The organism is Pseudoxanthomonas sp. UC19_8, from assembly GCF_042700505.1.
GTDB classification, from domain to species: domain Bacteria; phylum Pseudomonadota; class Gammaproteobacteria; order Xanthomonadales; family Xanthomonadaceae; genus Pseudoxanthomonas_A; species Pseudoxanthomonas_A winnipegensis.
Window position 1 is genome coordinate 2,656,828 of the sequence record NZ_CP170559.1, and the last position, 26,459, is coordinate 2,683,286.

Consider the following 26,459-nt stretch of genomic DNA (forward strand, 5'->3'; position numbering starts at 1 on the left):
AAAACCCGGCAAGGATAGCGCCGCGCGCGCGGCGATTCACCCGACGCGACCACACGCAACCAATGCGCCGGCCCCGGCGCGGCGCCTTACAGCATGCCGGTTTCCAGGCGCGCGGCCTCGGACATCATCGTGCGGTTCCACGGCGGGTCGAACACCAGCTCGACATCGGCCTCGGTGACGGTGGGGATCATCTCCAGCTTGCTGCGCACGTCGTCGACCAGGATCTCGCCCATGCCGCAGCCGGGCGCGGTCAGGGTCATCTTGACGCCCACCTCGCGCTCGCCCCCGTCGCGATGGCGCAGGTCGACCTCGTAGACCAGGCCTAGATCGACGATGTTGAACGGGATTTCCGGGTCGAAGCAGGTGCGCAGCTGGCGCCAGACCAACTGCTCGACCTGCTCGTCGCTGGCGTTGTCGTCCAGTTCCAGCGGCTCGGGCGGCTCCTTGCCCAGCGCATCGGCGTCCTTGCCCGCGATGCGGAACAGGTTGCCTTCGACGAAGACGGTGTAACTGCCGCCCAGGGCCTGGGTGATGTAACCGTAGGTGCCGGCCGGGAGCGTCACCGACTCGCCGGCGGGCACCATGACGGCGGCGCAATCACGCTCGAACTGGACCGGTTCGCTGCTGCTGGAATACATGGGGGAGAAATGGGGACGCGGGGCCGCGAGGCAAGCGCGCATTCTACCCGGCGCATCGCCCGGCCACGGCGCCACGCCGCGCGCCACAGCGTTGCGGGCCGATCGCGCCGGCCGGGACAGGTATGCTTGTCCGATTGCCCTGCGCGCCGTTGCCGATGCCCGCCCCGTCCGTTCGCTTCCCTCCGCTGACCGCCCTGGTCGTCTTCGCGCTGCTGGCCCTGCTGCAATCGCTGATGTGGATCGGCCTGGCCGCCTGGCTGGACCGCCAGTGCGGCTGGATGGCGCTGCTGCCGGCGCTGACCGCGGCCTGGCTGCTGCGCGCCGGCGGCATGGCGCCCGGCGCGTGGCGCGCGCTGTGGGCCGGCCTGCTGACCTTGCTGACGGTGGCCTGGGCCAACTGGGGCATCGTGGTGCTGCAGGTGGGCGTGATGATGGGCGTGACGCCGCAGGAGTCGGCCGGCAAGCTCGGCGCGCACCTGGCCTGGACCCTGATCACGCTGGCCACCACACCGCTGGACTGGGCGCTGATGGCGCTGGCGGTGATCGTGGCGGCGGTGCTGGCGCGCTGACGGCCCGCACGCCGTACTGCCGGCGGCTCAGTGTCCGCCGTCGAGTGCCTTGAGTTCGCTCACCAGCGCGCTGGCCATCTCCGCGCCGTCGCCGTAGAGCATGCGCGTGTTGTCGGCGTAGAACAGCGCGTTCTCGATGCCGGCAAAGCCGGTGCCCTTGCCGCGCTTGATGACGATGACGTTGCGGGACTCGACCACGTCCAGGATCGGCATGCCGTAGATCGGGCTGGCCGGATCGGTCTTGGCGACCGGGTTGACCACATCGTTGGCGCCGATCACCAGCGACACGTCGGTGTTGGGAAACTCGGGGTTAATGTCGTCCATGTCGGCGATCAGGTCGTAGGGCACGCCCGCCTCGGCCAGCAGCACGTTCATGTGTCCGGGCATGCGCCCGGCGACCGGGTGGATCGCGAACTTCACCTTCACCCCGCGCGCGATGAGGCGCTGGGCCAGTTCCCAGATCTTGTGCTGGGCCTGGGCCACGGCCATGCCGTAGCCGGGCACGATCACCACGCGCTCGGCGTAGGCCATCATCGCGGCCACGTCGCCGGCCTCGATCGGCTTCTGCGTGCCGCTGATCTCGGCCGCCGCGCCGCCGCCGCCGAAGTTGGAGAACAGCACGCCGCTGACCGGGCGGTTCATCGCCTTGGCCATCAGCCGGGTCAGCAGGATGCCGGCCGCACCGACCATCATGCCGGCGATGATCAGCGCCTCGTTGCCCAGCACATAGCCCTCGAAGGACACCGCCAGGCCGGTGAAGGCGTTGTACAGCGAGATCACCACCGGCATGTCCGCCCCGCCGATGGGCAGGGTCATCAGCACGCCCAGCGCCAGCGCGGCCACGAAGAAGGCCACGATCGCCAGCGGCGACAGCGACACCGCCGCCCACACGCCCAGCGCGACCACCGCCAGCGCCACGCCCAGGTTGAGCAGCTGCTGGCCCGGGAAGGTCACGCGCCGGTCCAGGCGCCCGTCCAGCTTGGCCCAGGCGATCACCGAGCCGGACAGCGACACCGCGCCGATGGCCGATCCGATCACCGCCAGCGCCAGCGTGGTCGCCCCGGGCGCACGCGCGGCCAGCTGGGCCACGGCGGCCTCGCTCCAGTTGGACGTGTCGCGATGGACGATGAAGGCGTAGCGCAGCAGTTCCACCGCGCCGATGGCCGCGGCCGAACCGCCGCCCATGCCGTTGTACAGCGCCACCATCTGCGGCATGTCGGTGATGGCCACCTTCTTGGCCGAGATCCAGGCCGCGCCGACGCCGATCGCCATCGCCAGCACGATCAGCGCCAGGTTGTGCAGGCCCGGCAGGAAGAACGTGGCGCCGGTGGCCAGCAGCATGCCCGCGCCGGCCCAGCGGATGCCGCTGCGCGCGGTCACCGGCGAGGCCATGCGCTGCAGGCCCAGCAGGAACAGCGTGGCTGCCACCAGATAGCTGGCGCTGACCACCCAGTCCAGCACGCCCACGGTGGTCGGGTTCACGGCGCGTCCCCGGGTTTGCGGCTGGGCTTGAACATGTCCAGCATCCGCTCGGTCACCACGTAGCCGCCAGCGGCGTTGCCCGCGCCCAGCAGCACCGCGACGAAGCCCAGCGCCTTCTCCAGCGTGGTGTCGGCATGGCCCAGCACCACCATCGCGCCGATCAGCACGATGCCGTGGATGAAGTTGGAACCGGACATCAGCGGCGTGTGCAGGATCACCGGCACGCGCGAGATGATGACGTGGCCGGCGATGGCCGCCAGCATGAAGATGTACAGCGCAACGAAGCCGTCGATCATGGAACCGCGCTCCTCATGGACCCGCGCCCGGCACCGACCGGGGCGGGGCGCATCATAACCGCGACCTGACCGGGCCCGCCGCGCCGGTCAACCGCGCCGTGCGCGGCGCGTTTGCTCCGGTAACCGTGCTGCGTTGGCTATCCTCGTGCTGGTGAGTCCCCTGCTCCCCGATCCACCCGACATCCAATCGCCTGCGCCCGCCGTGCCCCCGGCCTCGCTGGAGGCGTTCCTGGGCGGCATCTCCACCCGCGCCTTCCGCTTCGCCGAGGCCGGGCTGCGCAGCCGCGAGGACGCGCTGGACGCGGTCCAGGATGCGATGATCAAGATGCTGACCTACGCCGACAAACCCGCCGCCGAATGGACGCCGCTGTTCTGGAGCATCCTGCGCCGGCGCATGATCGACCTGCAGCGCCGCGGGCGGTTCCGCCTGCGCTGGATGGTGCCGGCCAGCGAGCGCAGCGAGGAGTCGCTCATCGACTGGGCCGATCCGCACGCCGGCCCGGCCGACACCCACGACCAGCGCGAAGGCTATGCGCGTCTGGTGGAGGCCCTGCGCGGCCTGCCGGCCCGACAGCGCGAGGCCTTCACCCTGCGCGTGCTGGAGGAGCTGGACGTGGCCCAGACCGCGCGTGCGATGGGCTGCTCGGAAGGCTCGGTCAAGACGCATCTGTCGCGTGCGCGCGACGCTCTGCAGAAACAACTGGAGGAGTTCCGATGAACGCCCCGTCCGACTTCGACCACCGCATGCGCCAGTGCCATGCCGCCTCGCTGCAGGCGCTGTCGCCGCAGACGCTGGCGCGGCTGCGCGATGCGCGCCACGGCGCCGGCCGCGCGCGGCGGCCGCGCGGCTACGCCTGGCTGGGTGCCAGTGCGTTGGCGGCCGTGCTGGCGGTGGTCGCCGCCGCCCGGCTGATGCCGCCTTCTTCCCCGGCCGTTTCGTCCAGCGCCACCCACCAGGTGCTGGCCGTGCAGGCCACCCTGCCTTCCGATGCCACCGATGCCTATGTCAGCACCGCCGACGTGCTGGACCAGAACCCGGACCTGTACGTCTGGCTGGGGGCCTCGGACACCAAGATGGAATGACGCCCATGCGCCGCTTTGCTTCCCCCCTGCTGCTGTTGCTGCTCGCGCTGTGCTCCGTCACGGCCACCGCGCAGGACCGTCGTCCGCCGCCCCCGCCTCCGCCGCCCCCGGGCGACCAGGGGCCGCAGCAGAACTGGCCGGCCTGGGACCAGCTCACCGCGCAACAGCGCGACGTGCTGGTCTCGCAGCTGCGCGATCGCTGGAACGACGACCCGTCCCGGCGCGGCCGGATGATGGACCACGCCCAGCGCTGGCAGCGCATGAGCCCGCAGCAGCGCGACCAGGCCAAGCGCGGCATGGAGCGCTACGAGCGCATGAGTCCCGAGCAGCGCGACCAGGCCCGCGCCCTGTTCGACCGCATGCGCACCCTGCCCCCGGCCCAGCGCAAGCAGCTGCGCGACCAGTGGGACGCCATGACGCCGCAGCAGCGCGAGGACTGGGTCCGCGCCCACCCGCCGTCGCCGGAAGACGATCCGGATTGACGGTGTGCGCCGTGTTCGTGGCCTTCAGGCCAGTGGCGGCGATCGGTCTCTCGGTAAAGCCGCATCGCCGGCATGCAGGCTCCCACTTGTAGAGCGGAGCTCGCTCCGCTGGGGCTTCCCCGATGATCCCACCGAAGAGCAGCGGAGCGAGCTCCGCTCTACAGGTGAGGGCCGTGCCGGCCGCCTTCAGGCCGGCACGGCCTCGGCCTGCCATCGCGTCTTGGCCAGCAGCTCGTCGTCCCAGTCGAACGAGAGGGCATCGCCCTTCAGGAACAGCGCCACGAAGTTGTAGACGTTGCGCGCATACATCTCGCTGGCGTGCACCGCGCCCAGACTGGCCAGGTTGAGCGGCCCGGCGACGGTCACGCCGCCCTCCGTGGTCACGGTCTGGCCGGGCTGGGTCAGTTCGCAGTTGCCGCCCGTCTCGGCCGCCAGGTCGACGATCACGCTGCCCGGCCGCATGCCTTCCACCATCGCGGCGCTGACGATCTTCGGCGCTGGGCGCCCGGGCACCGCGGCGGTACACACCAGGGTGTCCACGCTCTTGAGATGTTCGGCCAGGCGGCGCTGCTGTTCGGCGCGCTCGTCCTCGGTGAGCTGGCGCGCATAGCCGCCCTCGCCGGCCGCGCTCACGCCCAGGTCGAGGAACTTGCCGCCCAGCGATTCGATCTGCTCGCGCGTCTCCGGACGCACGTCGAAGCCTTCCACCTGCGCGCCCAGCCGGCGCGCGGTGGCGATCGCCTGCAGCCCGGCCACGCCGGCGCCGACGATCAGCACCTTGGAGGGCCGGATGGTGCCGGCCGCGGTGGTCAGCATCGGGAAGAAGCGCGGCGTCAGCTCGGCCGCGATCAGCACCGCCTTGTAGCCGGCCATGCCGGCCTGCGAGCTGAGCACGTCCATGGCCTGGGCGCGCGTGGTGCGCGGCAGCCGCTCCAGCGGGAAGGCCAGCACGCCGGCACGCTGCAGCGCCTGCGCGCGGTCGGCATCGGCCTGCGGATGCAGGATGCCCACCAGCACGGTGCCGGCCGGCCAGCTGGCGATGGCCGGCGCCGGCGGGCACTGCACGCACAGCACCAGCCCGCCGCCGATCGACGCGCCGGCGTCCACCACCGCCGCGCCCGCATCGCGATAGGCCTGGTCGGGGAACCCGGCCGCGGCCCCGGCGCCGGATTCGACCTGCACGGCGGCGCCGGCGGCGATGAGCTTCTTCACGGTCTCCGGGACGGCGGCCACGCGCCGTTCGCCCGCTGCCGTCTCCCGCACCACCCGTACCTCGACCGTCATCCCGGTTGCGCCCGCCATCGAAGGAGCCGCGATGCTAGCAAAGCGCCGCGCCGCCGGTGGCCGGCCCTCAGCCCGGGCCGGGCTGGCGCAGCACGCCGTCCAGGCGGTCGATCACGCCCTGCATGGCGCTGTCAAAGGCGTCCTCGTGCCGGTGCCGGCGCAGACGACCCAGCCGCACCATCACCGCCAGTTCCTCGGGCGAGGCCACGCAGAAGCGCACGCCGCGGCGGTTGACGAACAGCAGCCGCGCCGAGATCGGGCTGACCCAGGACAGCTTGCCGGCCTGGACCTTGTTGTCCTTGTCGATGAAGTCCAGCCAGGTGCCGATCGGCAGCCCGCGGAAATGCTCGGCATCGGCGCTGTCGAACTCCAGCGCGTCGGTGCCGCCGACCAGGGCCAGGTTGGGCGACTGCGCCGCGGCCGCGGCGGCCTGCGCGGCCGGTTCGGCCACCGGCGGCAGATCGGGCAGCGCACGCTCCAGGTCCGGGCGCGAGACCGACACCGCCTGCAGCGTGTCGTGCAGCGCGTCGATCGCCGCGCCGGCGGCCTCGCCGCCCATGCCCACGCTGCTGAACACCTTGATCAGCCCGTGCCGCCATTCGGACAGCCACGGCTTGCCGACCACCTGCGCCTGGGCCTCGGCCAGCTCGTGCAGCACGCCGTCGGCCAGGGCCAGCGCGCTGGCCGCCATCTGGCTGTCCTCGCCCTCGCGCAGCAGGGCCATGGTCAGATGGTGCGCCCAGGGCTGGCGCAGGAAATCCTCGATCGTCTGCGGCACGCGCCGGCTCTCCAGGCGCTTGGCCAGCTCGATCGCGGCGCGCGCCCGCGCCGCCTCCAGCCGCTCCTGGCCGCGCTGCAGCTCGGTGGCGCGCCGCTCGGCGATCTCGATGCGGCGCTTGTGCTGACCGAGGAAGTCGCGGAACTCCTCCTCCAGCATCTGGAAGATCGCCAGGTTCTCGTTGAACTCGGCCACCAGCCGGTCGACCACTTCCTCCACCTTGGCCAGCAGCGTGCGGTCGGCCTGCGACTCGCCGGTATTGCCCTCGCAGGCCTCGGCCAGCACGTTGAGCAGGCGCCGCGCCGGATGGGTCTTCTGCACGAACATGCGCCGGTCCAGCAGGGCGACCTTGACGAAGGGCACCACCAGCTTGCCCATCAGCTCGCGCGAATGGGTCTCCAGGTCGCGCTCGTCGAGCATCACGTCGAACAGCATGCCGACCAGGTCGATGGCGTCCTCGTCCACCGGCGACAGACGCGTGGCGCCCGGCTCCATGCCCAGGCGCGAGGCGTTCTGGATGACCTCGCACTTCAGGCGCTGGGCCAACGATTCGCTGCTGCTGCCGGTGGCCACCTCCTGCAGCGTGTCGCTGGGCGTGGTCTGCAGCATGGACAGCACCGAGAGCATCTCGCGCTTGGACAGCGAGCGGCTGTCCATGCCTTCCACGCCCTGGCCTCGGCCATCGCCGGGCCCCGCCGCGGCGACGTCGCCGACGCGGTGGCTGCGCGACTCCTGCAGCAGGTGGTGCAGGGCCTCGAGCAACACACCTTGCGCGCCGGGCGCCAGCGGCGCCTCGGCCCCGGACCAGGCGCCGTAGCCGTCGCCGCCCTGGCCCTCGCCGGGCCAGCGCTGCGCGGGCGAGCTCAGGCGCTCGGTGAAGCGCGCCATCCATGCGGGCAGCGCGTCGTCGTCGTTGACCGCGCTCTGGCCTTCGCTGGCGGCCTGGCGCACCTCCACCGATTCCAGGCCCGGGATCGCCGCCGGCGGCGGCGCGGCCGGACGCGGCACCGGCCTGCGCGCGGCGGTGGGTTGCTCGGGCATCACCCCGGCCTGGGCCAGCAGCAGATCGAGCGTGTCGTAGATGCGGCCCAGCTGCGGGACCAGCTCGCGCTCGCCCAGCTTGAGCACGGTCAGGCGCACTTCCAGGGCGAAGTCGCAGGGCGCGAAGGCCTCGTGCAGGGCCACGCCGACGTGTTCGGCGCCGATCGGGTTGTGCTCGGCGTCCAGCTCCTCGATCCCGGCGATCATCGCCAGGCGCCGGTCCAGGCGCTGCAGCACCTGGCGGCAGTCGCGGCCGACCACGCCGGCCAGGTTGCGCGCGGCCAGGCGCGATTCCAGCTCGGTCTCCGACAGCAGGCTCAGGCCGGTGACGTTGGCATCGGTCAGGGCGGTGTCGACCGACAGCGGCTTGCCGTCCTCCAGCGCGCGCCAGGCCTTTTCCAGGTGATCGCGGAAGCGGGCGACGGAGGGTTCGCGCTGGCGGCGCAGTTCGCGCATGCCGTCCAGGAAGGCCATCTGCGCCGGACCCGCGCGCTCGGCGCGGTCGAACAAGGCATCGTCGAACCGCCCCAGCGCCTCGCCGAACGCGCTGGTCAGCGCGGGCAGTACCGTGCGCCGGGCCTGCTCGAGCAGACGCGGACTGCGTCCCAGTCCGTGCTGGAAGTCGGCGTAAGAAGACATACGGGCATCGTGTCCGTGGGGGTCAGACTGGGGGGAATGCGGTCCCCGACCGCTGCGTCATCCTAGTGTGAGCCCGGGCCATGAACCGTGACGGAACTCCCACTGCCTGTCCCTCCAAAAACAAAGACTTAGCGCCTCAGTTCTCCAGCTGATCGATGGCGCCCTGCATGGCGCTGTAGAAGGCGTCCTCGTGCCTGTGCATGCGCACGCGATCCAGCTGCGCCATCGCCGACAGCTCGTCGGGCGAGGCCACGCACATGCGGCTGCCGCTGCGGTCCACGAACATCAGCCGCGCCGAGATCGGGCTGATCCAGCTCAGCTTGCCGGCGCGCACGCTGCCGCTGCGCGAGACGAAGTCCAGCCAGGTGCCCATCGGCAGCTGGCGGAAGTAGTCGGCGGTGACCTCGTCGACCTCGGCCAGCGCGTGCGGCTCCTCCCACGCCGCCGGCGCGGGCGCCTCGGGCTGGGCGATCAGCGGCGGACGCGGCAGCGGCGGCAGCTCGGACAGGGCCGCCGCATCCTTGCTGGCCTGGCCGGACAGCGCATCGCGCAGCGCGGCGCGCGCGGCCTGCGCATCGGCCTGGCTCAGCCCCAGGTTGTCCAGCAGCTTGGTCAGCGCCGGCTGCAGCTGCTCCAGCCAGGGCCGGGCCTGATCGTGGACGCGGGCCAGGTCCAGTTCCTCCAGCAGCGCATCGGCCAGCGCCAGCGCCTGAGCCAGATCGTCCGCGCCGCTCTCCCCGCGCAGCACGGTCATGCCCACATAGGGCGACCAGTAGCGGGTCATGAAATCGCTGATCGCCGGCGGCAGGGTGCGGCCCTGCAGCCGCGCGGCGGCGGCGCCGTCGGCGAACCGGCGCGCTTCCTCGCGGCGCTCCTGGGCGCGATGCAGCTCGGTGGCGCGGCGCTCGGCGATCTCGACCCGACGCTTGTAGCTGGCAAAGGCGGTGCCGAAGGACTGCAGCCAGCCGGCGAACACCTCGGTGTGCTCGGCGAAGTCCTGCTGGATGGCGTCGACGGTGCGGTCGAACTCCGCGCGCAGGGCTTTCTCGGCGGCCTCGTCGCCGACCAGGGATTCGGCCGCGTCCGCCAGCAGGTTGAGCAGGCGGCGCGGCGGGTCGTTCTCGCGCAGGAACAGGTCCGGGCTCAGCAGCGCGACCTTGGCGTAGGGCACCAGCAGCTGCTGCATGTCCTGGCGCACCGGGCCCTGCAGGTTGCATTCGTCGAGCATCACCTCGAACAGCATCGCCACCAGGTCCAGCATGTCCTCATCGACCGGATCCAGCCGCACCCGCGCCGGGTCGATGCCCAGCTTGGCGCCGGTGGCGCGGATGTCGTCCTTCAGGCGGTCCTTGAGCCGCGCCGGGCGCGGGCCGGTGGACGACTCCTCCGGCATGGACTGCAGCAGCGAGAGCACCGAGAGCAGCTCGCGCTGCGACAGCGCCCGCCGCGCGTCCGGGCCGGCCTGCTGCTCGAGCTGGCGCGAGCGCTGCAGCAGCGCGTGCAGGTCCGCCGGCAGGATCTCCTGCACCGCGCGGGCGTGCTCGTTGCCGGCCGGCGCGGCGCCGGCCGCATCCGGCGGCTGCCACTGGGCGAAGAAGCGCGCGATCCAGTCCGGCGCCTGCTCGCCATCGGCCTCACCCTCGGTGATCAGCCGCGCGCTGGGGATGCGCCGGCGCGAACGCGGCTGCAGCAGCGCGCGCTCTGAGGCCTGGATCACCTGCATCAGGCGCTGTTCCAGCCCGGCGTACAGCACGCCCAGGCGCGACTGTAGCTCGTCCTCGCAGATGCGGATGATCTCCAGCCGCGCGGCCGGGGCCAGGGTCAGCTCCTCGAAGGCGTCGAACACGCCGGCGCCGAGGTGATGCGGGCCGAACGGCAGCGTGTCGTCGCTGAGCTTGATCCCGCCGGCGAGCAGGCCGACGTAGCGGTTCACCCGCATCAGCTCGGTCCGCCAGCGCGCGGCGATGGCGTCGGCCATGCGCCGGATCGCCAGGCGCACCTCCATGTCCTGGTAGCTGAGCAGGCTCAGGCGCGCGGCGCCGTCGCGGTCCAGGTCGGCCTCGGCCAGCTTGTACTCCACCGACAGCGGCCGGCCCAGTTCCAGCAGCTGCCAGGCGTTGACCAGGTGGCTGCGGAAGCGCGAGAGGCTGTGTTCGCGGCGGCGGCGGACTTCCTGCTTGGCCTCGATCAGGTCGATCTGCGAGGCGCCGCCGCTGCCGGCCTGTTCATCCAGGCGCGCGGGCAATACGTCCATCACCGACTGGAAAATCTCGCCCAGCGGCACGACGGCCAGCAGCCGCACGTGCTCCAGCAGCGCCGCATTGCGGTCGCGCCTGCTGTCCTGGGTGAAACCGTTCAACATGCCCCGATCCCACGCCCCCCGTCAGTGCCGTCAAGTCGCTCGAGAATCTCCTGGCCGGATGACCATGAGACCAGCGCCGCATGCGCCGGTCGACCTGTCCAACACTCAAAAACCATGCCAAGCCGCTAAACTTCAGCGTATGCCGACCCCAGAACTGCTGCAAGCGCTCGACCAGCGCCGTTCAGTCCCGTCAAAGCAGCTTCATGCGCCCGGGCCGGACACGCCGACGCTGTTGCGCATGCTGGAGAGCGCCAGCCGCGTGCCCGACCACGGCAAGCTGGTGCCCTGGCGCTTCATCCGCATCGAAGGCCAGGCCCGCGCGGCGATGAGCCGGCTGCTGGAAGCCCGCACGCGGCAGAAGGATCCGCAGGCCTCCGAGGCGGCGCTGGAGAAGGAGCGCGGCAGGTTTTCTTACGCGCCCGTCATCATCACCGTGGTCGCCCGCCTGCAGCCCGGTCACAAAGTGCCGCTCGAGGAGCAATGGCTGACCGCCGGCAGCGTGTGCTTCGCCCTGCTGCAGGCCGCGCAGGCGCTCGGCTTCGGCGCGCAATGGCTGACCGGCTGGGCGGCCAGCGATCCGGTGGTGTGCACCGAACTGGGCCTGGGCCCGGACGAGCGCATCGCCGGCTTCGTCCATATCGGCACCGCCGCGATCGAGGTCCCCGAGCGCGAGCGCCCGGACGCGGCGGCGCTGCTCACCGACTGGACCGGTGAACGTGCCTAGTCCGCAACCGGCCTGCGTGCGGCCTTGCCGGGCCTGGCATGGCGGCGGAGGTGGGTCGTGCTGAAGGACCTGTATCTGGTCGATGCCAGCCTGTACGTGTTCCGGGCCTGGCACTCGATGCCCGATCAGTTCCGCGACGCCGAGGGCTGGCCGACCAACGCCGTGCATGGCTTCGCGCGCTTCCTCCTGGAGCTGGGCGAACGCCAGCGCCCGACGCATATCGCGGTGGCCTTCGACGAGGCGCTGGACAGCTGCTTCCGCCATGGCCTGTATCCGGCCTACAAGGGCAACCGCGAGCCGGCGCCGCCCGAGCTGCGGCGCCAGTTCGCGCACTGCAAGGCGCTGTGCGCGGCACTGGGCTTCAACGTGCTGGCCCACACCGAGTACGAGGCCGACGACCTGATCGGCAGCGCCCTGCACGCGGCGCGGCCGCTGGGCTTCCGCGGGGTGATCGTCTCGGCCGACAAGGACCTCTCCCAGCTGCTGGGCGAAGGCGACGAGCAGTGGGATTTCGCCCGCGGTGTGCGCTGGGGCGCGGCCGGGGTCAAGGCGCGCCATGGCGTGGAAGCCCACCAGATCGCCGACTACCTGGCCCTGTGCGGCGATGCCATCGACAACATCCCCGGCGTCAGCGGTATCGGCGCCAAGACCGCGGCGATCCTGCTGGCGCACTTCGGCAGCCTGGACGCGCTGCTGGCGCGCTGCGACGAAGTCGCGTTCCTGCGCCTGCGCGGCGCCGCCCAGGTCGCCCTGCGCCTGCGCGAGCAGCGCGAACACGCGCTGCTGTGGCGGCAGCTGACCACCATCGCGCTGGATGCGCCGCTGGACGGGATCGTGCCCGGCTTCGCGCGCGCGCCGGCCGATGGCCAGTTGCTCGACGCACTGTGCGAAGCGCTGCGCTTCGGGCCGACCCTGCGCCGGCGCCTGCGCGCCGCCTCCGGGCTGGAACAGCCGTGGACGCCACCGCACGACGACGCCCCCCATTTCCCCTCCTACGAGCCGGCCCAATGAGTTCCAAGACCGAACCCGCAGAAGTGATGTACGACGGCCAGTACCTGCGCCTGATCCGGCGCGGCACCTGGGAATACGCCGAGCGCGCCCATGCCGGCGGGCTGGCGGCGATCATCATCGCCGTCACCCCGGAGGACAAGATCGTCTTCGTCGAGCAGTTCCGCGTGCCGCTGCAGGCCAAGACCATCGAGATGCCGGCCGGCCTGGTCGGCGACATCCACGCCGGTGAGTCGATCGAGGTCTCGGCCATCCGCGAGCTGGAGGAAGAGACCGGCTGGACCGCCGAGCACGCCGAGGTGCTGCTGATCGGGCCGGTGTCCTCGGGCTCGACCAACGAGCGCATCGCCTTCGTGCTCGCCACCGGCCTGCGCCGCGTCGGTCCCGGCGGCGGCGACGAGGACGAGAACATCACCGTGCACGAGATCCCGCGCGCGCAGGCCGCGGCCTGGCTGGTGGGCAAGCTCGGCGAGGGCTATGAGCTCGACGCCAAGCTCTGGGCCGGCCTGTGGATGATCGAGCACCATCTGGACGGCACGCCGCGTGGCTGAGCCGACCCTGCTGGGGCCGCAGGACCCGCCGCCGTTCACCGTGCTCGGCGAGCACGGCGCCTCGCCCTACCTGCTCATCGCCGACCACGCCGGCCAGGCCGTGCCGGCCGCGCTGGACCAGCTGGGCCTGCCGCAGGCCGAGCTGGACCGCCACATCGGCTGGGACATCGGCATCGCCGGAACCACGCGCGCGCTGGCCGCGCTGCTGGACGCCACCGCGATCCTGCAGACCTATTCGCGCCTGGTGATCGACTGCAACCGGCCGCTGGACGCGGCGGGCTCGATCGCCGCGGTCAGCGACGGCACCGACATCGCCGCCAACGTCGCCGCCAACCCGCAGCAGCGCGCGCAGCGGGCCGCGGAGATCTTCCAGCCCTACCACGACGCGATCAGCGGCCAGCTCGACGCGCGCGCCGCGCGCGGGCAGCCGACGATCCTGATCGCCATGCACAGTTTCACTCCGGTGTTCGCCGGCATCGTGCGGCCTTGGCACGCCGGCGTGCTCTACCAGCGCGACGCGCGCCTGGCCCACGCCCTCAAGCCGCTGCTCGAAGCCGAGGGGCTGACCGTCGGCGACAACGAACCCTACGCGGTCAGCGACGCCACCGACTACGCCATCCCCGTGCACGGCGAGGCGCGCGGGCTGGTGCACCTGGAACTGGAAATCCGCCAGGACCTGATCGCCACCGACGAGGGCCAGCGCGCCTGGGCGCAGCGGCTGGCGCGCCTGTTCACCCGTCTGGCGCCGGATTTCACACCACAACCCTGAAAATCCCGCTATATGGATGGCTGTCCCCCGACCGCCCTCCCACATGCTCATCCGCCTGGGTTACGAAATCGCCTTCCGGCTGCCGCAGCCCACCTCGATGCTGGTGACGCTGAACATCCACGACAGCCGCCGCACCGACATCGTCATCGGCCAGGAGCTGCGCGCCCTGCCCGGCGTGCCGATGCGCCAGTACCACGACAGCTTCGGCAATACCTGCACCCGCCTGCACGCGCCGGCCGGGCTGTTCACCCTGTACGCCGACGCGGTGGTGCAGGACGACGGCCAGCCCGATCCCGTCGCGCCGGGCGCGCGCGAGGTGCCGGTGGACCAGTTGCCGGACGACACCCTGCTGTTCCTGCTCGGCAGCCGCTACTGCGAGACCGACCAGCTGGTCTCCATGGCCTGGGACCTGTTCGGCGCCACGCCGCCGGGCTGGGCGCGCGTGCAGGCGATCTGCGACTACGTGCACAACGCGATCCAGTTCGGCTACCAGCATGCGCGCGCCACCAAGGGCGCAGTCGAGGCGCTGCAGGAGGGCCGCGGCGTGTGCCGCGACTTCGCGCATTCGGCCATCGCCCTGTGCCGCTGCATGAACATCCCGGCGCGCTACTGCACCGGTTACCTGGGCGACATCGGCATCCCGCCGGTGGATGCGCCGATGGATTTCTCGGCCTGGTTCGAGGCCTATCTGGACGGGCGTTGGTACACCTTCGACGCGCGCCACAACACCCCGCGCATCGGCCGCGTGCTGATCGCCCGCGGCCGCGATGCGGCCGATGCGGCGATCAGCAACAGCTTCGGCTTCAACACGCTGGAGAAGTTCGAGGTCTGGACCGACGAGACCGACGATCCGACCCTCTCTCCACGCGTGCCGGTGCCGCCCATGCCGCTGGGCTACGCGCTCACCTGAGCGCGCGGCCGGCTCAGGCGAAGCGGTCGGTCGCGCGCACCAGCGCGTCGATGTTCTCTTCCTCGAAGGCCGAGTGGCCCGAGGTCGGCGTGATCTCCAGGCTCGCCTTCGGCCAGGCCTGGTGCAGGTCCCACGCGTTCTGGATCGGGCAGACCACGTCGTAGCGGCCGTGCACGATCACGCCGGGGATGTCGGCGATGCGGTGCGCGTCGCGCAGCAGCTGGTCCTCGACCTCGAAGAAGCCGCCGTTGACGAAGTAGTGGTTCTCGATGCGGGCGAAGGCCAGCGCGAACTCCGCATCCTCGTGGCCGCTGACGAAGTCCTCGTCCACGCGCAGATAGCTGGTCGCGCCTTCCCACACCGACCAGGCGCGCGCGGCGGACAGGCGCGTGGCCGCATCGTCGCTGGTCAGCCGGCGGTGGAAGGCCGAGATCAGATCGGCGCGCTCCACTTCGGGGATCGCGGCGATGTAGTGCTGCCAGGCATCGGGGAACAGGCGATTGGCGCCTTCCTGGTAGAACCACTCCAGCTCCCAGCGGCGCAGCATGAAGATGCCGCGCAGCACCAGCTCGGTCACGCGCTGCGGATGGGTCTGCGCGTAGGCCAGCGCCAGGGTCGAGCCCCAGCTGCCGCCGAACACCTGCCAGGTCTCGATGCCCAGGTGCGTACGCAGCTTCTCTATATCGGCCACCAGGTCCCAGGTGGTGTTGTCCACCAGATCGGCGTGCGGCCGCGAGCGGCCGGAGCCGCGCTGATCGAACAGCACGATGCGGTACTTGGCCGGATCGTGGAACTGGCGCATCTTCGCGTTGCAGCCGCCGCCCGGCCCGCCGTGCAGCATCACCACCGGCTTGCCCTGCGGATTGCCGCACTGCTCGAAGTAGAGCGTATGACGCGCGTCGACCTGGAGTTCGCCGGTGTCGAAGGGTTCGATGGCGGGATAGAGCTGGCGCATGGACGGCCTGGAAGTCGGGAAAAACGATCGGCAGTTTACGCCACGCCCTGTTGCGACTCGCCGGGCCAGCGACCCAGGCTCACGCGGTCGCGGTGCTCCAGATCCTGTTCGGTGCGCGCCTGGTCGAAGCCCGCCTCACGCAGCAGCGCGCACACCGCCTCGCCTTGATCGAAGCCATGCTCCAGCAGCAGCCAGCCGCCCGGCCGCAGCTGCGCGGGCGCCTGGGCGACGATGCGGCGGATGTCGTCCAGGCCATCGGCGCCCGAGGCCAGCGCGCTGGCCGGCTCGAAGCGCAGGTCGCCGCGCGTCAGGTGCGCATCGCCGGCCTCGATGTAGGGCGGGTTGCTGGCGATCAGGTCGAAGCGCTCGCCGGCCAGCGGCGCCAGCCAGTCGCCGTGGACGAAGCGCACCTGGCCCAGGCCGTGCTCGCGCGCGTTGGCCTGGGCGATCTCGAGCGCGGCGGCGCTGGCGTCGGTGGCGACCACCTGCGCCAGCGGGCGCTCGCTGGCGATGGCCAGGGCGATGGCGCCGCTGCCGGTGCCCAGGTCCGCGACCCGTGCCGGTGTGTCGGCCGGCAGGCGGTCCAGGGCCAGTTCGACCAGGCGTTCGGTCTCGGCGCGCGGGATCAGCGTGGCGGGGCCGACCCGCAGGTCCAGCGTCCAGAAGCCGCGCCGGCCCGTGATGTAGGCGATCGGCTCGCCGGCCGCACGCCGCGCCAGCAGCGCGGCGTAGGCGTCGTGCACGGTGGGTTCGACCGGGTCGGAGCCATGCGCGAACAGCCAGGCGCGGTCGCGGCCCAGGGCGTGCAGCAGCAACAGCTCGGCCTCGAAGCGCGCCGCGTCGCTGCCCAGCTGTGCGGCGCCGTGCCGCAGCAGCGCGTCCAGGCGTTCGGGTGACTGCGTTTTCATTCGCGCCATGGTAGCCGTTGCACCCTGCGCCCTTTCCTATTGTCCTTGCCGGAGCCCTACGCCTTGAAGCCTTCCCGTTTGCTGCGCCTGGGTCTGGGCGCGCTGAGCGCACTGACCCTGAGCGCGTGCCAGAGCCTGGCCTTCGGCATCGCCAACCATGGTCAGGGCCAGCCCGACGCCACAGCCGTCTACGACCCGGTGCGGCAGCTCTCGCTGGACGTCTATCGCCCCGTCGCCGCGGTCCACGACGCGCCGGTGCTGGTCTATTTCTACGGCGGCAGCTGGCAGCACGGGTCCCGCAGCGATTACCGCTTCGTCGGCCGGCGGCTGGCCTCGACCGGCGCGGTGGTGATGATCGCCGACTACCGGCTGGCGCCGGACACGGTCTTTCCCGGCTTCGTCGAGGACGGCGCGCGCGCGGTGGCCTGGGCGCGCGCCCATGCGGCCGATTACGACGCCAACCCGGCACGGATCTTCCTCGCGGGCCATTCGGCCGGGGCGCAGATCGCCGCCCTGCTGGGCACCGATGCGCACTATCTGACCGACCAGGGCGTGCCCCGCTCGGCGATCGCCGGCGTGATCGGGCTGGCCGGGCCGTACGACTTCCAGATCAGCGGGGAGCTCACAGAGGTGTTCGGGCCGCCGTCGCGCTGGCCGCGGGCGCAGCCGATCGGCTTCGTCGATGGCGACGAGCCGCCCTTCCTGCTGGTCAGCGGGCGCAAGGACACCGAGGTCGAACCGCGCCAGACCGAGGACCTGGCCGAGCGCCTGCGCGCGGCGGGCGGGCAGGTCGAGGTGCTGTGGCTGCCCGGTGGCCATCTGGCGCCGCTGATCGACCTGTACGCGCCCCGCCGGCACCCGGCGCTGCTGGCGCGGATCGGGGAGTTCGTCCGCGCGCCGTGACCGAACTGAAACGTGGCGCGGCCTAGGATGAGGCACTCGCCCGTCAATTGATTCGAGCTATCGAATCGATGCCATCCATCGATTTGAGAAATCGATTCGCGGTGCGTAGGATGCCCCTATCGCCTCCACCCCCTCAGCAAAAAGGAAGAAAACGATGTCCGTCATCAACACCGAAATCCTGCCGTTCAAGGCCACCGCCTACAAGGACGGCGAGTTCATCGAAGTCTCCGATGCCGACCTGAAGGGCAAGTGGTCCGTGGTCGTGTTCTACCCGGCCGACTTCACCTTCGTCTGCCCGACCGAGCTGGAAGACCTGGCCGACCATTACGCCGAGTTCCAGAAGCTGGGCGTGGAGGTCTACTCGGTCTCCACCGACACGCACTTCTCGCACAAGGCCTGGCACGACACCTCGGCGGCGATCGGCAAGATCAAGTACGCCATGATCGGCGACCCGACCCACCAGATCTCCAAAAACTTCGACGTGCTGCGTCCGGCGGGTCTGGCCGACCGCGGCACCTTCATCATCGACCCGCAGGGCGTGATCCAGTCGGTGGAAATCACCGCCGAGGGCATCGGCCGCGAAGCCGGCGACACGCTGCGCAAGGTCAAGGCCGCCCTGTACGTGGCCTCGCATCCGGGTGAGGTCTGCCCGGCCAAGTGGAAGGAAGGCGCCAAGACCCTGGCTCCGTCGCTGGACCTGGTCGGCAAGATCTAAGCCGCCTGGCTGCTGCCACGCCGCCCCGCCTTGCGCGGGGCGGCGCAGGCGGCAAACCGGAGCCCGCCTGCGTCGCGGCCTGCGGTTTGTCCCCTGACCCCCTCGTCTGCCCACGCCGGGCCGGACGGTCCTTTGCCGCCCTTTCAAGGAGAAGCGCCATGTTGGACGACACCCTCAAGACCCAACTCAAGGCCTACCTGGAGCGCCTGACGCGCCCGGTGGAGCTGATCGCCTCGGTCGACGACTCGCCCACCTCCAGGGAGATGCTGGAGCTGCTGAGCGACATCGTGCTGCTGTCCGACCAGGTCTCGCTGGTCGAGCACCGCGATGCCGATGTGCACACGCCCTCCTTCGCCCTCAACTCGCCGGGCCAGGACATCCACCTGCGCTTCGCCGGCCTGCCGATGGGCCATGAGTTCACCTCGCTGGTGCTGGCGCTGCTGCAGGTCGGCGGCTATCCGTCCAAGGCCTCGCTGGAGACCATCGAGCAGGTGCAGGCGCTGGAAGGCGACTACAGGTTCGAGACCTACTTCTCGCAGAGCTGCCAGAACTGCCCGGACGTGGTTCAGGCCCTGAACCTGATGGCGGTGCTCAACCCCAGGATCCAGCACGTGGCCATCGACGGCGCGGTGTTCCCCGACGAGGTGGAACAGCGGCAGGTGATGTCGGTGCCGACCGTGTACCTCAATGGTGAAACCTTCGGCCAGGGTCGCATGAACCTGGAAGAGATCGTCGGGCGTCTGGACGCTGGTGCGGCCAAGCGCGACGCATCGAGGATCTCGGCCAAGGCGCCGTTCGAGGTGCTCGTGGTCGGCGGTGGCCCGGCGGGCTCGGCCGCGGCGATCTACGCCGCGCGCAAGGGCATCCGCACGGGCGTGGCCGCCGAGCGCTTCGGTGGCCAGGTGCTGGACACCATGGCGATCGAGAACTTCATCTCCGTGCAGGAGACCGAGGGACCGAAGATGGCCGCCGCGCTCGAGGCGCATGTGCGTCAGTACGAGGTGGACATCATGAACCTGCAGCGGGCCGAGAAGCTGATCCCCGCCGGACCCGATGGCCTGATCGAGGTGCAGCTGGCCAACGGTGCCTCGCTCAAGAGCAGGACGGTGATCCTGTCCACCGGTGCGCGCTGGCGGCAGATGAACGTGCCGGGCGAGAACGAGTACCGCAACAAGGGCGTGGCCTATTGCCCGCACTGCGACGGCCCGCTGTTCAAGGGCAAGCGCGTGGCGGTGATCGGCGGCGGCAACTCGGGCGTCGAGGCGGCCATCGACCTGGCCGGCATCGTCAAGCACGTCACGCTGATCGAGTTCGATCACAAGCTGCGTGCCGACGAGGTCCTGCAGCGCAAGCTGCGCAGCCTGCCCAACGTGGACATCATCGTCTCGGCGCTGTCCACCGAGGTGCACGGCGACGGCAACAAGGTCACCGGTCTGTCCTACACCGACCGCACCAACGAGGCCAAGCACACGCTGGAGCTGGAAGGCATCTTCGTGCAGATCGGCCTGCTGCCCAACACCGAGTGGCTCAAGGACACCGTGGCGCTGTCGCCGCGCGGGGAGATCATCGTCGACGACCGCGGCGCGACCAACGTGCCGGGGGTGTTCGCCGCCGGCGATGCCACCACGGTGCCGTACAAGCAGATCGTGATCGCCATGGGCGAAGGCTCCAAGGCTGCGCTGAGCGCCTTCGACCACCTGATCCGCCACAGCGCCCCCGCTGCGCAGGAGCCGGCTGCCGCCAAGGCGGCCTGATCCGCCACCACGCGATAAGGTGTGAATGACGCCCGCCGGTGACCCCGGCGGGCGTTTTTTTTGCTTTGCGGGAATGAGGGATCGCCGCGACTGTGCGCTGCGGCTTCGGATGGGCAGCGGTCCGGCGGGCAGGGGCCGCTTTTCCCTCGATCAGGGCATCCTGCCCTGACTCGGGCGCTCGGCTCCTGCCTCGCTAGTCGCGGCCCCTGCCCGCCGGCCCGCTGCCTCGCGCGTGTTGGTCTATGCCTTCGGGTCGAAAGAAGTCCCGATCCACCTGCAGCGGGCCTCTACCGGTTGGGTGCAGATCCCATCGTGGGAGCAACTGTCTCCTCAAATCTCGCGGCCTGCATGTAGAGCGGAGCTTGCTCCGCTGCGTTTCGACCGGATCATCGGCAAGCCCCAGCGGAGCAAGCTCCGCTCTACAAGGAGGCCACGGCTTGATCTGAGAGACAGTTGCTCCCCCAAGCATGATGCGGAGTCTCTATCCTCTCCGGTCCCAGGCTGAGCCAGGGAGAGCTGGTGAGCCGAGGAGCCGCGCCTGGCCGGGTCGAGGCTGATCGGCGAACTCCGCTCACCGACCTCGCGCTAACCATCAACGCACACGGGTCATCCTCACCAGTGGAGAGCTCTCGCTAGGGGGTTCAGCCTGCGTCGATTGATCGGGCGAGGCAAAAGGCGTTGAATGCATCGACGGCGCCGATGGCCGTGTCAGACAAGTCCTCCAGCCGTGAACCTGCGTGACCTCAAGTACCTGGTCGCCCTCGCCGACCACATGCATTTCGGCCGCGCCGCGGCGGCCAGCTTCGTCAGCCAGCCTACCCTGTCCACCCAGATCAAGAAGCTGGAGGACGAGCTGGGCGTGTCGCTGGTCGAGCGTGCGCCGCGCAAGGTCATGCTGACCCCGGCCGGTCGCGACGCGGCCGAGCGCGCGCGCCGGATCGTGGCCGAGGTCGAGCAGATGAAGGAATCGGCGCGGCGCAGTCAGGACCCCGAGGCCGGCACCGTGCGGCTGGGCATCTTCCCCACGCTCGGCCCGTATCTGCTGCCGCATGTGGTGCCGTCCATCCGCACGCGCTTCCCGCAGCTGGAGCTGCTGCTGGTGGAGGAGAAGAGCGATGTGCTGCTGCAGCGGCTGCGCGAGGGCAAGCTCGACGCCGGCCTGCTGGCCCTGCCGGTGGACGAGGACCAGCTGCACGTGGAGTTCCTGTTCGAGGAGCCCTTCGTGCTGGCCGTGCCCGAGGGGCATCCGCTGGCCGCGCGCGATTCGCTGACCCTGGACGAACTGTCCGACCAGAAGCTGCTGCTGCTCGAGGATGGCCACTGCCTGCGCGAGCAGGCGCTGGAGGTGTGCCGGCTCTCGGGCGCCAACGAAAAGTCCGAGTTCCGCGCCACCAGCCTGGAGACCCTGCGCCAGATGGTCGCCGCTGATGTCGGCGTGACCCTGCTGCCGACGCTGGCGGTCAAGCCGCCGGTGGCGCGCTCGGACAACATCCATCTGCTGGGCTTCAGTGACTCCCATCCCAGCCGGCGCATCGCCATGGTGTGGCGCAAGAGCTCGGCGATGTCCGGCTTCCTGATGCAGCTGGCGCAGGTCTTCAAGGACCTGCCGCCCGCGCTGCTGGATCCTTCCGCGCCTGCCACCGCACCGCCGCGCCGCGCCGCATCGACGATCCGGCAACGACGCGCGTGAGACCCTTTCCCCATTCCTCTCTTCCAACCTGACGGAACGACCCATGAGTGCCCCAAGCAAACTGCAGCAGCTGCGCGACCTGTCGGTGGTCGTGGCCGACACCGGCGACTTCGACGCGATCAAGCGCCTCAAGCCGGTGGACTGCACCACCAACCCGACTCTGGTGAAGAAGGCGCTGGACCTGCCGGTCTATGCCGACCTGATCGACGAGCAGATCGCCTGGGCGCGCGGCCAGGGCGAGGTCACCGATGAACTGGTCGCCGAGGTCGCCGATCGCCTCACCGTCGGCGTGGGCACCAAGCTCTCCGGCCTGATCGAGGGCCGGGTGTCGACCGAGGTCGATGCCGACCTGGCCTACGACACCGCCGCCAGCGTGGCCAAGGCGAAGAAGTTCATCGCCATGTACGCCGACAACGGCGTGCCCAAGGACCGCGTGCTGATCAAGCTCGCCTCGACCTGGGAAGGCGTGGAGGCCTGCCGCCAGCTGCAGGCCGAGGGCATCGACTGCAACTGCACGCTGATCTTCAACCCGACCCAGGCCCTGGCCTGCGCCGAGGCCGATGCGTTCCTGATCTCGCCGTTCGTGGGCCGCATCCTGGACTGGTACAAGGCCCACGGCCAGGCGCCGGCCAGCATCGATGAGGACCAGGGCGTGGTGTTCGTGCGCGGCGTCTACGACACCTTCAAGCGCCGCGGCATCAAGACCGTGGTGATGGGCGCCTCGTTCCGCTCGACCGAGCAGATCGAAGCGCTGGCCGGCTGCGATCGCCTGACCATCTCGCCGGACCTGCTGGACAAGCTCGATGCCGACCACGGCGAGCTGCCGCGCAAGCTGACGCCCACCAAGGCCGAAGGCGGCAGCCACACGCCGGTGGATGCGGCCAAGTTCAAGGCCGACGTCGAAGCCGACCCGATGGCCAAGGAGAAGCTGGCCGACGGCATCCGCATCTTCGCCGAAGATCTCAAGAGCCTGCGCAAGACCATCGCCGACCGTCTGGCCTGATCGGCTCCGCCGCGCCCTTCCCTCGCTCGTGAGGGAAGGCCCGGCACCCGGGCCCGCTTCCGCGCCAACTGCGGCAGCAGGCTCGCGACTGCGTCATCCCAGGACGTCCAGCAGCCGTTCCAGTCCGCCCGTGTCGATCGACACCTCCGCCACCTCGCGCACGCGCGGCTTGGCGTGGAAGGCCACCGACAGGCCCGCGGCCTGCATCATCGGAATGTCGTTGGAGCCATCGCCCACCGCGATCGTGCGCGCCGGGTCCAGGCCCAGCAGCGAGGCCACGTCCAGCAGCGTCGCGCGCTTGACCGCGCCATCGCAGACATCGCCCCAGGCCTGGGGCAGCACGCGCCCGGTCAGCACGCCGTCGACCACCTCCAGCTGATTGGAGCGGACGAAGTCCAGCCCCAGCCGCGCGCGCAGGCGCTCGGCGAAGAAGGTGAAACCGCCGGAGACCAGCAGCGTTTTCAGCCCGGCGGCCTTGCAGGCCTCGAGCAGTTGCTCTGCGCCAGGCGTGAGCCGCAGGCGCGTGTCGTAGACCTCCTGCAGCGCACCCTCGGGCACGCCCTTGAGCAGGGCCACGCGGCGCAGCAGGCTCTCGCGGAAGTCGGCGATCTCCCCGCGCATGGTCGCCTCGGTGATCGCGGCCACCTGCGCCTTCAGGCCCACCGCCGCGGCGATCTCGTCGATGCATTCGATGGTGATCAGCGTCGAATCCATGTCCAGCGCGATCAGGCCGAAATGCGCCAGGGGCGGCAGCGGCGTGGCGCGACGCAGCTGCAGGCCATCGACGGGTGCGTGGGAATCGGTCATGGGCGAACAGGCGCACCGGCGGTGGGACGAGGGGCCTGCAAGCGTAAAGACCTCGGCCGCACCGGGCTAGGCCTAGGCGACGCCTTTGGAAGCGGCGTGCTCCGCTACGCGCCGCGCATAGAGCGCGTACACGCAGGCCAGCCCCAGGCAGATCACCGCCGGCGCGATCAGCACCGTATACGACCAGCGGTGGAAGCCCAGCGCGCCGGCCAGGCCGCCGGCCAGGAAGCCGGTGATCACCGTTACGCACAGCGACAGCCGGCGCCACGGCAGCGGCATGCGCCGCAGCCCATGGCCGATGGCCAGCCCCAGGTCGGTGAACATGCCCGAGACATGCGTGGTGCGCACGACCGCGCCGCTGTAGGTGGTGGCCATCGCGTTCTGCAGGCCGCAGGCGCAGGCCGCCAGCCACAGGCCCCACATCGAGGCACGCGTCATCAGCGGCACCGAGGCCAGCAGCAGGCCGGCTTCCAGCACCAGCACCAGCCCATAGCGCCGCCCCAGCTGCAGGGCGACATCGCCGATCAGCGCCCCGCTGAGCGCGCTTCCCGCGACGAAGAAGAACGCGCCACCGGCCAGCTGCGCCAGCCCCCGCAGATCCAGCACCGCCGCGCGTGCGCCCATCTCCGAGGTGATGCCGGTCATATGGCTCACGCCCTGATGGCCGAACCCCAGCAGCGCCACGACATTGACGATGCCGGCGGTGAAGGCCATGACCCAGGCACCGGACCAGACCCAGCGCGGCAGTTTGGAAATCATCGGAGGGGCGCCAATGGCTCGCGGACGCAGCAAGCGTCGCGCCGCGGCGCGATGGCTGTCAACGCCACGGCCGGCAAAATCTCAATGGTGGCGACGGACCGTTCGCCAACACTAGCGCCGCTTGGCTCCGGCCATGATGCGTCCTGCAACGATGGCTGCCGGAACGATCGAGCATCCCCAGGCCAGGATGAAAATCAGCACCGCCGGCCCGCTCGCTCTCCCATGCTCGATCAAGAGCATGGCCAATGGCGGAAGGATTGCGGTGGCGAAGAGGCAAGCGACCGCGACCACGTCGTCTTGCAGCCTCGGGCCCGTCCGCGTGCGTTCGGTCGCAGCCTGCCTGCGCGCCATCAGCGCCCAGAGATAGCGTGCGCCGATGCCATACGCGGCGAAGAAGAAGACCCACAGCAGGGATTTGCTCGCTCGCGAATTCGACAGCCTACGTTCGACCGCCGCACCAGGCTTCGCCCATGAAAGCTTAAGGTGTCCATCGACCTTGTCGAAGTCCGCCTGTGCCTTCTGCATCTGAGCGACGACCTCGGCACCCTTCTGCTTGGCCAGCCGCTCAGCGGTTGAACACGAAGAGGCCTGGATGCGCTCGACCGCGTCTGCCAGCTGGTGTGCATAGCGGCGGGCGATCGCCACATGGTGCTCTTCATGGACCTGCACCCGCTGCTGGAGATCACGCCAGAATTCGCGCGTCGCCACCGACGCCCTGGGATCCGGGGTCCAGACAGGCAAGGCGACGGAGATACCGATCCCCACTTGACTCCTGGTGATGCGGCAAGCCCCTGACGACTCGCGCAGGACATAATCCAGGCGCATTTTTGCGCGCGTCAGGCCAGCGAGTGTTTCCTCCGCCGGCCCATCATCCTTTCCCAGCTGAGCCTTGGCCCGATCGCTCCAGGCCTTCATGGAGGCAAGGATCTGGTGACCATCCCGCCCCGTCACGGTGTAGCTGGAATCCTTGCGGTTCTCCCGAACCGTGCCAGCGTGTGCACCGGTGGCCAGGGCGAGCATGACCACGACAGCAAGACGCCATCCAGCGCGTCGCAACATCCTTGAGCACATTAGACCGTCCATTGTCTGTCCCCGCGGGATGAGCCTAACGCATCCACCTCGCGGAAAGATGTTCGCGGACTAGCAGGACAGTGACTGAATCTCTCAAAGCGTCGGCACTCGCAAGGGACTGGAGATCTGCATGACCAAGTGAGACTGGCGGGCTGCCGTACAGCGCTGAGAAGTGGACAAGGCTCGGGGGAACCAATTGTTCAAGCCACCCGTTGTTCTGGCGGTACGCATCGCTGCGGCGCGGGTCATTATTCCTGCGGAGTCCGCAATCTGCGGCAGCGTTAATGCGCTCATTCTGAGCGCTCGTCTTTTTGCAACGCGGGCAGTCGTTTACTCGACCGGAAGACCGCCGACTCATGGAGGGTGGTCCGAGACTCACTGAGACCTAAACCATGTACTTTTTAAGGCCTTTCCGGCATTGCTGAAAACTTACCGGACCCCCTGAAATCCTGCGATGGTGGGCCGTGAAGGATTCGAACCTTCGACCAAAAGATTAAAAGTCTTCTGCTCTACCGACTGAGCTAACGGCCCGGACACGCGGCCCGGCGTTGCGCCGGGGCCGGCCATTCTACCGGAAAGGGCTGGCGATGCGACCCGCGCTTCAGGCGTAGCGCGTGGGATCGGGCACGCTGGCGTCGGCGAAGCCCGCCGCGCGCAGGCGGCAGGCGTCGCAGCGCCCGCAGGCCGCGCCGCTGGCATCGGCGTTGTAGCAGGACACGGTGGCGCCGAAGTCCACGCCCAGGCGCACGCCCTCGCGCACGATGTCGGCCTTGCTCATGAACTGCAGCGGCGCGTGCACGCGCAGGCCTGCGCCTTCCACGCCCGCCTTGGTCGCCAGGTTGGCCAGGGTCTGGAAGGCGGAGATGAATTCGGGCCGGCAGTCCGGATAGCCGGAGTAGTCCACGGCGTTGACGCCGCAGAAGATGTCCGCCGCGCCGAGCACCTCGGCCCAGCCCAGCGCGATGGACAGCATGATGGTGTTGCGCGCCGGCACGTAGGTGACCGGGATGCCTTCGCCGCCGGCCTGCGGCACCTCGATGTCGTCGGTCAGCGCCGAGCCACCGATGCTGCGCAGGTCGACGTGGACGGTCTTGTGCGCGGCGGCGCCGAGTTGCTGCGACACGCGCGCGGCGGCGTCGAGTTCGGACGTGTGGCGTTGGCCGTATTGCACGCTCAGCGCGTGCGTGCGGAAACCGTGTTCGCGGGCGATGGCCAGGACCACGGCCGAATCCATGCCCCCGGAGACGAGGACGACTGCATTGTTCATGTGGGGTGTTC

Annotated in this window: 26 protein-coding genes and 1 tRNA gene; 14 read left to right on the forward strand and 13 right to left on the reverse strand. The window is 70.1% G+C overall.

Translation table 11 applies throughout. The features are described 5' to 3' along the window. Positions 1–86 precede the first annotated feature (86 nt). Positions 87–638 carry a putative Fe-S cluster assembly protein SufT gene (gene sufT / locus ACFJIT_RS11790; protein WP_130515893.1) on the reverse strand — a complete coding sequence of 184 codons (552 nt, stop codon included), beginning with the start codon at positions 636–638 and terminating at the stop codon, positions 87–89. Between the two features lie 155 nt (positions 639–793). Here sufT and ACFJIT_RS11795 point away from each other — a divergent pair, with 155 nt between their 5' ends. Then, on the forward strand, positions 794–1,207 hold the full coding sequence (locus ACFJIT_RS11795; RefSeq protein ID WP_130515891.1) for a hypothetical protein: 414 nt from the start codon (positions 794–796) through the stop codon (positions 1,205–1,207). 27 nt (positions 1,208–1,234) lie between these two features. Here ACFJIT_RS11795 and ACFJIT_RS11800 read toward each other — a convergent pair whose 3' ends face one another. Both ACFJIT_RS11800 and ACFJIT_RS11805 read right to left on the reverse strand, forming a co-directional pair. Next, positions 1,235–2,689: an NAD(P)(+) transhydrogenase (Re/Si-specific) subunit beta gene (locus tag ACFJIT_RS11800; protein WP_379653697.1), complete on the reverse strand. Its 1,455-nt coding sequence runs from the start codon at positions 2,687–2,689 to the stop codon at positions 1,235–1,237. Next, positions 2,686–2,985, reverse strand: a complete 300-nt coding sequence (locus tag ACFJIT_RS11805) for an NAD(P) transhydrogenase subunit alpha (RefSeq protein ID WP_130515887.1) — start codon at positions 2,983–2,985, stop codon at positions 2,686–2,688. Before ACFJIT_RS11805 ends, ACFJIT_RS11800 begins: the two co-directional genes overlap by 4 nt. Positions 2,986–3,130: 145 nt before the next feature. Between ACFJIT_RS11805 and ACFJIT_RS11810 the strand changes: the two genes are divergently transcribed. The 3 genes from ACFJIT_RS11810 to ACFJIT_RS11820 are packed head-to-tail and all read left to right on the forward strand — an operon-like array spanning position 3,131 to position 4,550. After that, a complete protein-coding gene (locus ACFJIT_RS11810; RefSeq protein WP_130515885.1) occupies positions 3,131–3,703 on the forward strand; it encodes an RNA polymerase sigma factor in 573 nt (190 codons plus the stop codon). After that, positions 3,700–4,068, forward strand: a complete 369-nt coding sequence (locus ACFJIT_RS11815) for a hypothetical protein (protein ID WP_131660842.1) — start codon at positions 3,700–3,702, stop codon at positions 4,066–4,068. The genes ACFJIT_RS11810 and ACFJIT_RS11815 overlap by 4 nt, the downstream gene beginning before the upstream one ends. Then, positions 4,065–4,550, forward strand: a complete 486-nt coding sequence (locus ACFJIT_RS11820) for a DUF3106 domain-containing protein (protein WP_130523391.1) — start codon at positions 4,065–4,067, stop codon at positions 4,548–4,550. The genes ACFJIT_RS11815 and ACFJIT_RS11820 overlap by 4 nt, the downstream gene beginning before the upstream one ends. A gap of 186 nt (positions 4,551–4,736) precedes the next feature. Here the strand turns inward: ACFJIT_RS11820 and ACFJIT_RS11825 are convergent, their stop codons facing one another. The 3 genes from ACFJIT_RS11825 to ACFJIT_RS11835 all read right to left on the reverse strand — a co-directional run bounded on the left by ACFJIT_RS11825 (position 4,737) and on the right by ACFJIT_RS11835 (position 10,654). Further along, a complete protein-coding gene (locus ACFJIT_RS11825; RefSeq protein ID WP_379653698.1) occupies positions 4,737–5,834 on the reverse strand; it encodes an NAD(P) transhydrogenase subunit alpha in 1,098 nt (365 codons plus the stop codon). Positions 5,835–5,901: 67 nt separating this feature from the next. Continuing rightward, positions 5,902–8,292 (reverse strand): DUF1631 domain-containing protein, encoded by a 2,391-nt coding sequence (locus ACFJIT_RS11830; RefSeq protein WP_379653699.1) that lies wholly within the window; start codon positions 8,290–8,292, stop codon positions 5,902–5,904. 136 nt (positions 8,293–8,428) lie between these two features. Next, positions 8,429–10,654, reverse strand: coding sequence for a DUF1631 family protein (locus tag ACFJIT_RS11835; RefSeq protein ID WP_379653700.1), 2,226 nt, complete (start codon positions 10,652–10,654; stop codon positions 8,429–8,431). Between the two features lie 139 nt (positions 10,655–10,793). Here ACFJIT_RS11835 and ACFJIT_RS11840 point away from each other — a divergent pair, with 139 nt between their 5' ends. The 5 genes from ACFJIT_RS11840 (at position 10,794) to ACFJIT_RS11860 (ending at position 14,616) form a co-directional block, all read left to right on the forward strand. Further along, positions 10,794–11,378, forward strand: coding sequence for a nitroreductase (locus tag ACFJIT_RS11840; RefSeq protein ID WP_340647776.1), 585 nt, complete (start codon positions 10,794–10,796; stop codon positions 11,376–11,378). Positions 11,379–11,495: 117 nt separating this feature from the next. Continuing rightward, positions 11,496–12,389, forward strand: coding sequence for a 5'-3' exonuclease H3TH domain-containing protein (locus ACFJIT_RS11845; RefSeq protein WP_340647775.1), 894 nt, complete (start codon positions 11,496–11,498; stop codon positions 12,387–12,389). After that, the gene (locus tag ACFJIT_RS11850; protein ID WP_130523386.1) at positions 12,386–12,937 is read left to right on the forward strand and encodes an NUDIX hydrolase; all 552 of its coding nucleotides are present in this window, start codon (positions 12,386–12,388) and stop codon (positions 12,935–12,937) included. Before ACFJIT_RS11845 ends, ACFJIT_RS11850 begins: the two co-directional genes overlap by 4 nt. After that, positions 12,930–13,706: an N-formylglutamate amidohydrolase gene (locus ACFJIT_RS11855; RefSeq protein ID WP_379653701.1), complete on the forward strand. Its 777-nt coding sequence runs from the start codon at positions 12,930–12,932 to the stop codon at positions 13,704–13,706. The genes ACFJIT_RS11850 and ACFJIT_RS11855 overlap by 8 nt, the downstream gene beginning before the upstream one ends. A gap of 43 nt (positions 13,707–13,749) precedes the next feature. After that, a complete protein-coding gene (locus ACFJIT_RS11860; protein WP_130523384.1) occupies positions 13,750–14,616 on the forward strand; it encodes a transglutaminase family protein in 867 nt (288 codons plus the stop codon). Positions 14,617–14,629: 13 nt separating this feature from the next. Here the strand turns inward: ACFJIT_RS11860 and pip are convergent, their stop codons facing one another. After that, positions 14,630–15,571: a prolyl aminopeptidase gene (gene pip, locus ACFJIT_RS11865; protein WP_379653702.1), complete on the reverse strand. Its 942-nt coding sequence runs from the start codon at positions 15,569–15,571 to the stop codon at positions 14,630–14,632. A gap of 35 nt (positions 15,572–15,606) precedes the next feature. Next, a complete protein-coding gene (gene prmC / locus ACFJIT_RS11870) occupies positions 15,607–16,479 on the reverse strand; it encodes a peptide chain release factor N(5)-glutamine methyltransferase (protein WP_379653703.1) in 873 nt (290 codons plus the stop codon). A 63-nt stretch (positions 16,480–16,542) separates the two neighbouring features. On the opposite strand from prmC, the gene ACFJIT_RS11875 reads away from it, so the two are divergent. The 5 genes from ACFJIT_RS11875 (at position 16,543) to ACFJIT_RS11895 (ending at position 22,544) form a co-directional block, all read left to right on the forward strand. Beyond that, the gene (locus ACFJIT_RS11875) at positions 16,543–17,382 is read left to right on the forward strand and encodes an alpha/beta hydrolase (RefSeq protein ID WP_379653704.1); all 840 of its coding nucleotides are present in this window, start codon (positions 16,543–16,545) and stop codon (positions 17,380–17,382) included. Between the two features lie 154 nt (positions 17,383–17,536). Next, positions 17,537–18,097, forward strand: coding sequence for an alkyl hydroperoxide reductase subunit C (gene ahpC, locus ACFJIT_RS11880; protein WP_130515863.1), 561 nt, complete (start codon positions 17,537–17,539; stop codon positions 18,095–18,097). A gap of 158 nt (positions 18,098–18,255) precedes the next feature. Further along, positions 18,256–19,851 (forward strand): alkyl hydroperoxide reductase subunit F, encoded by a 1,596-nt coding sequence (gene ahpF, locus ACFJIT_RS11885; RefSeq protein ID WP_379653705.1) that lies wholly within the window; start codon positions 18,256–18,258, stop codon positions 19,849–19,851. A 727-nt stretch (positions 19,852–20,578) separates the two neighbouring features. After that, complete coding sequence (locus tag ACFJIT_RS11890; protein WP_130515859.1) at positions 20,579–21,541, forward strand: LysR substrate-binding domain-containing protein; 963 nt, start codon at positions 20,579–20,581, stop codon at positions 21,539–21,541. A 43-nt stretch (positions 21,542–21,584) separates the two neighbouring features. Further along, complete coding sequence (locus ACFJIT_RS11895; protein ID WP_379653706.1) at positions 21,585–22,544, forward strand: transaldolase; 960 nt, start codon at positions 21,585–21,587, stop codon at positions 22,542–22,544. A 93-nt stretch (positions 22,545–22,637) separates the two neighbouring features. On the opposite strand, the gene serB is transcribed toward ACFJIT_RS11895, so the two are convergent. The 5 genes from serB to queC form a co-directional block, all read right to left on the reverse strand. Continuing rightward, entirely contained in the window at positions 22,638–23,351 is a 714-nt protein-coding gene (serB, locus tag ACFJIT_RS11900; protein WP_379653707.1) for a phosphoserine phosphatase SerB, read from the reverse strand. A 72-nt stretch (positions 23,352–23,423) separates the two neighbouring features. Further along, positions 23,424–24,110 carry a YoaK family protein gene (locus ACFJIT_RS11905; RefSeq protein WP_286576874.1) on the reverse strand — a complete coding sequence of 229 codons (687 nt, stop codon included), beginning with the start codon at positions 24,108–24,110 and terminating at the stop codon, positions 23,424–23,426. A gap of 111 nt (positions 24,111–24,221) precedes the next feature. Beyond that, positions 24,222–25,130 (reverse strand): DUF922 domain-containing protein, encoded by a 909-nt coding sequence (locus ACFJIT_RS11910; RefSeq protein ID WP_379653708.1) that lies wholly within the window; start codon positions 25,128–25,130, stop codon positions 24,222–24,224. Between the two features lie 506 nt (positions 25,131–25,636). Further along, positions 25,637–25,712, reverse strand: a tRNA-Lys gene (locus ACFJIT_RS11915). Positions 25,713–25,782: 70 nt separating this feature from the next. Then, positions 25,783–26,448: a 7-cyano-7-deazaguanine synthase QueC gene (gene queC, locus ACFJIT_RS11920; protein ID WP_379653709.1), complete on the reverse strand. Its 666-nt coding sequence runs from the start codon at positions 26,446–26,448 to the stop codon at positions 25,783–25,785. Positions 26,449–26,459: the final 11 nt, after the last annotated feature.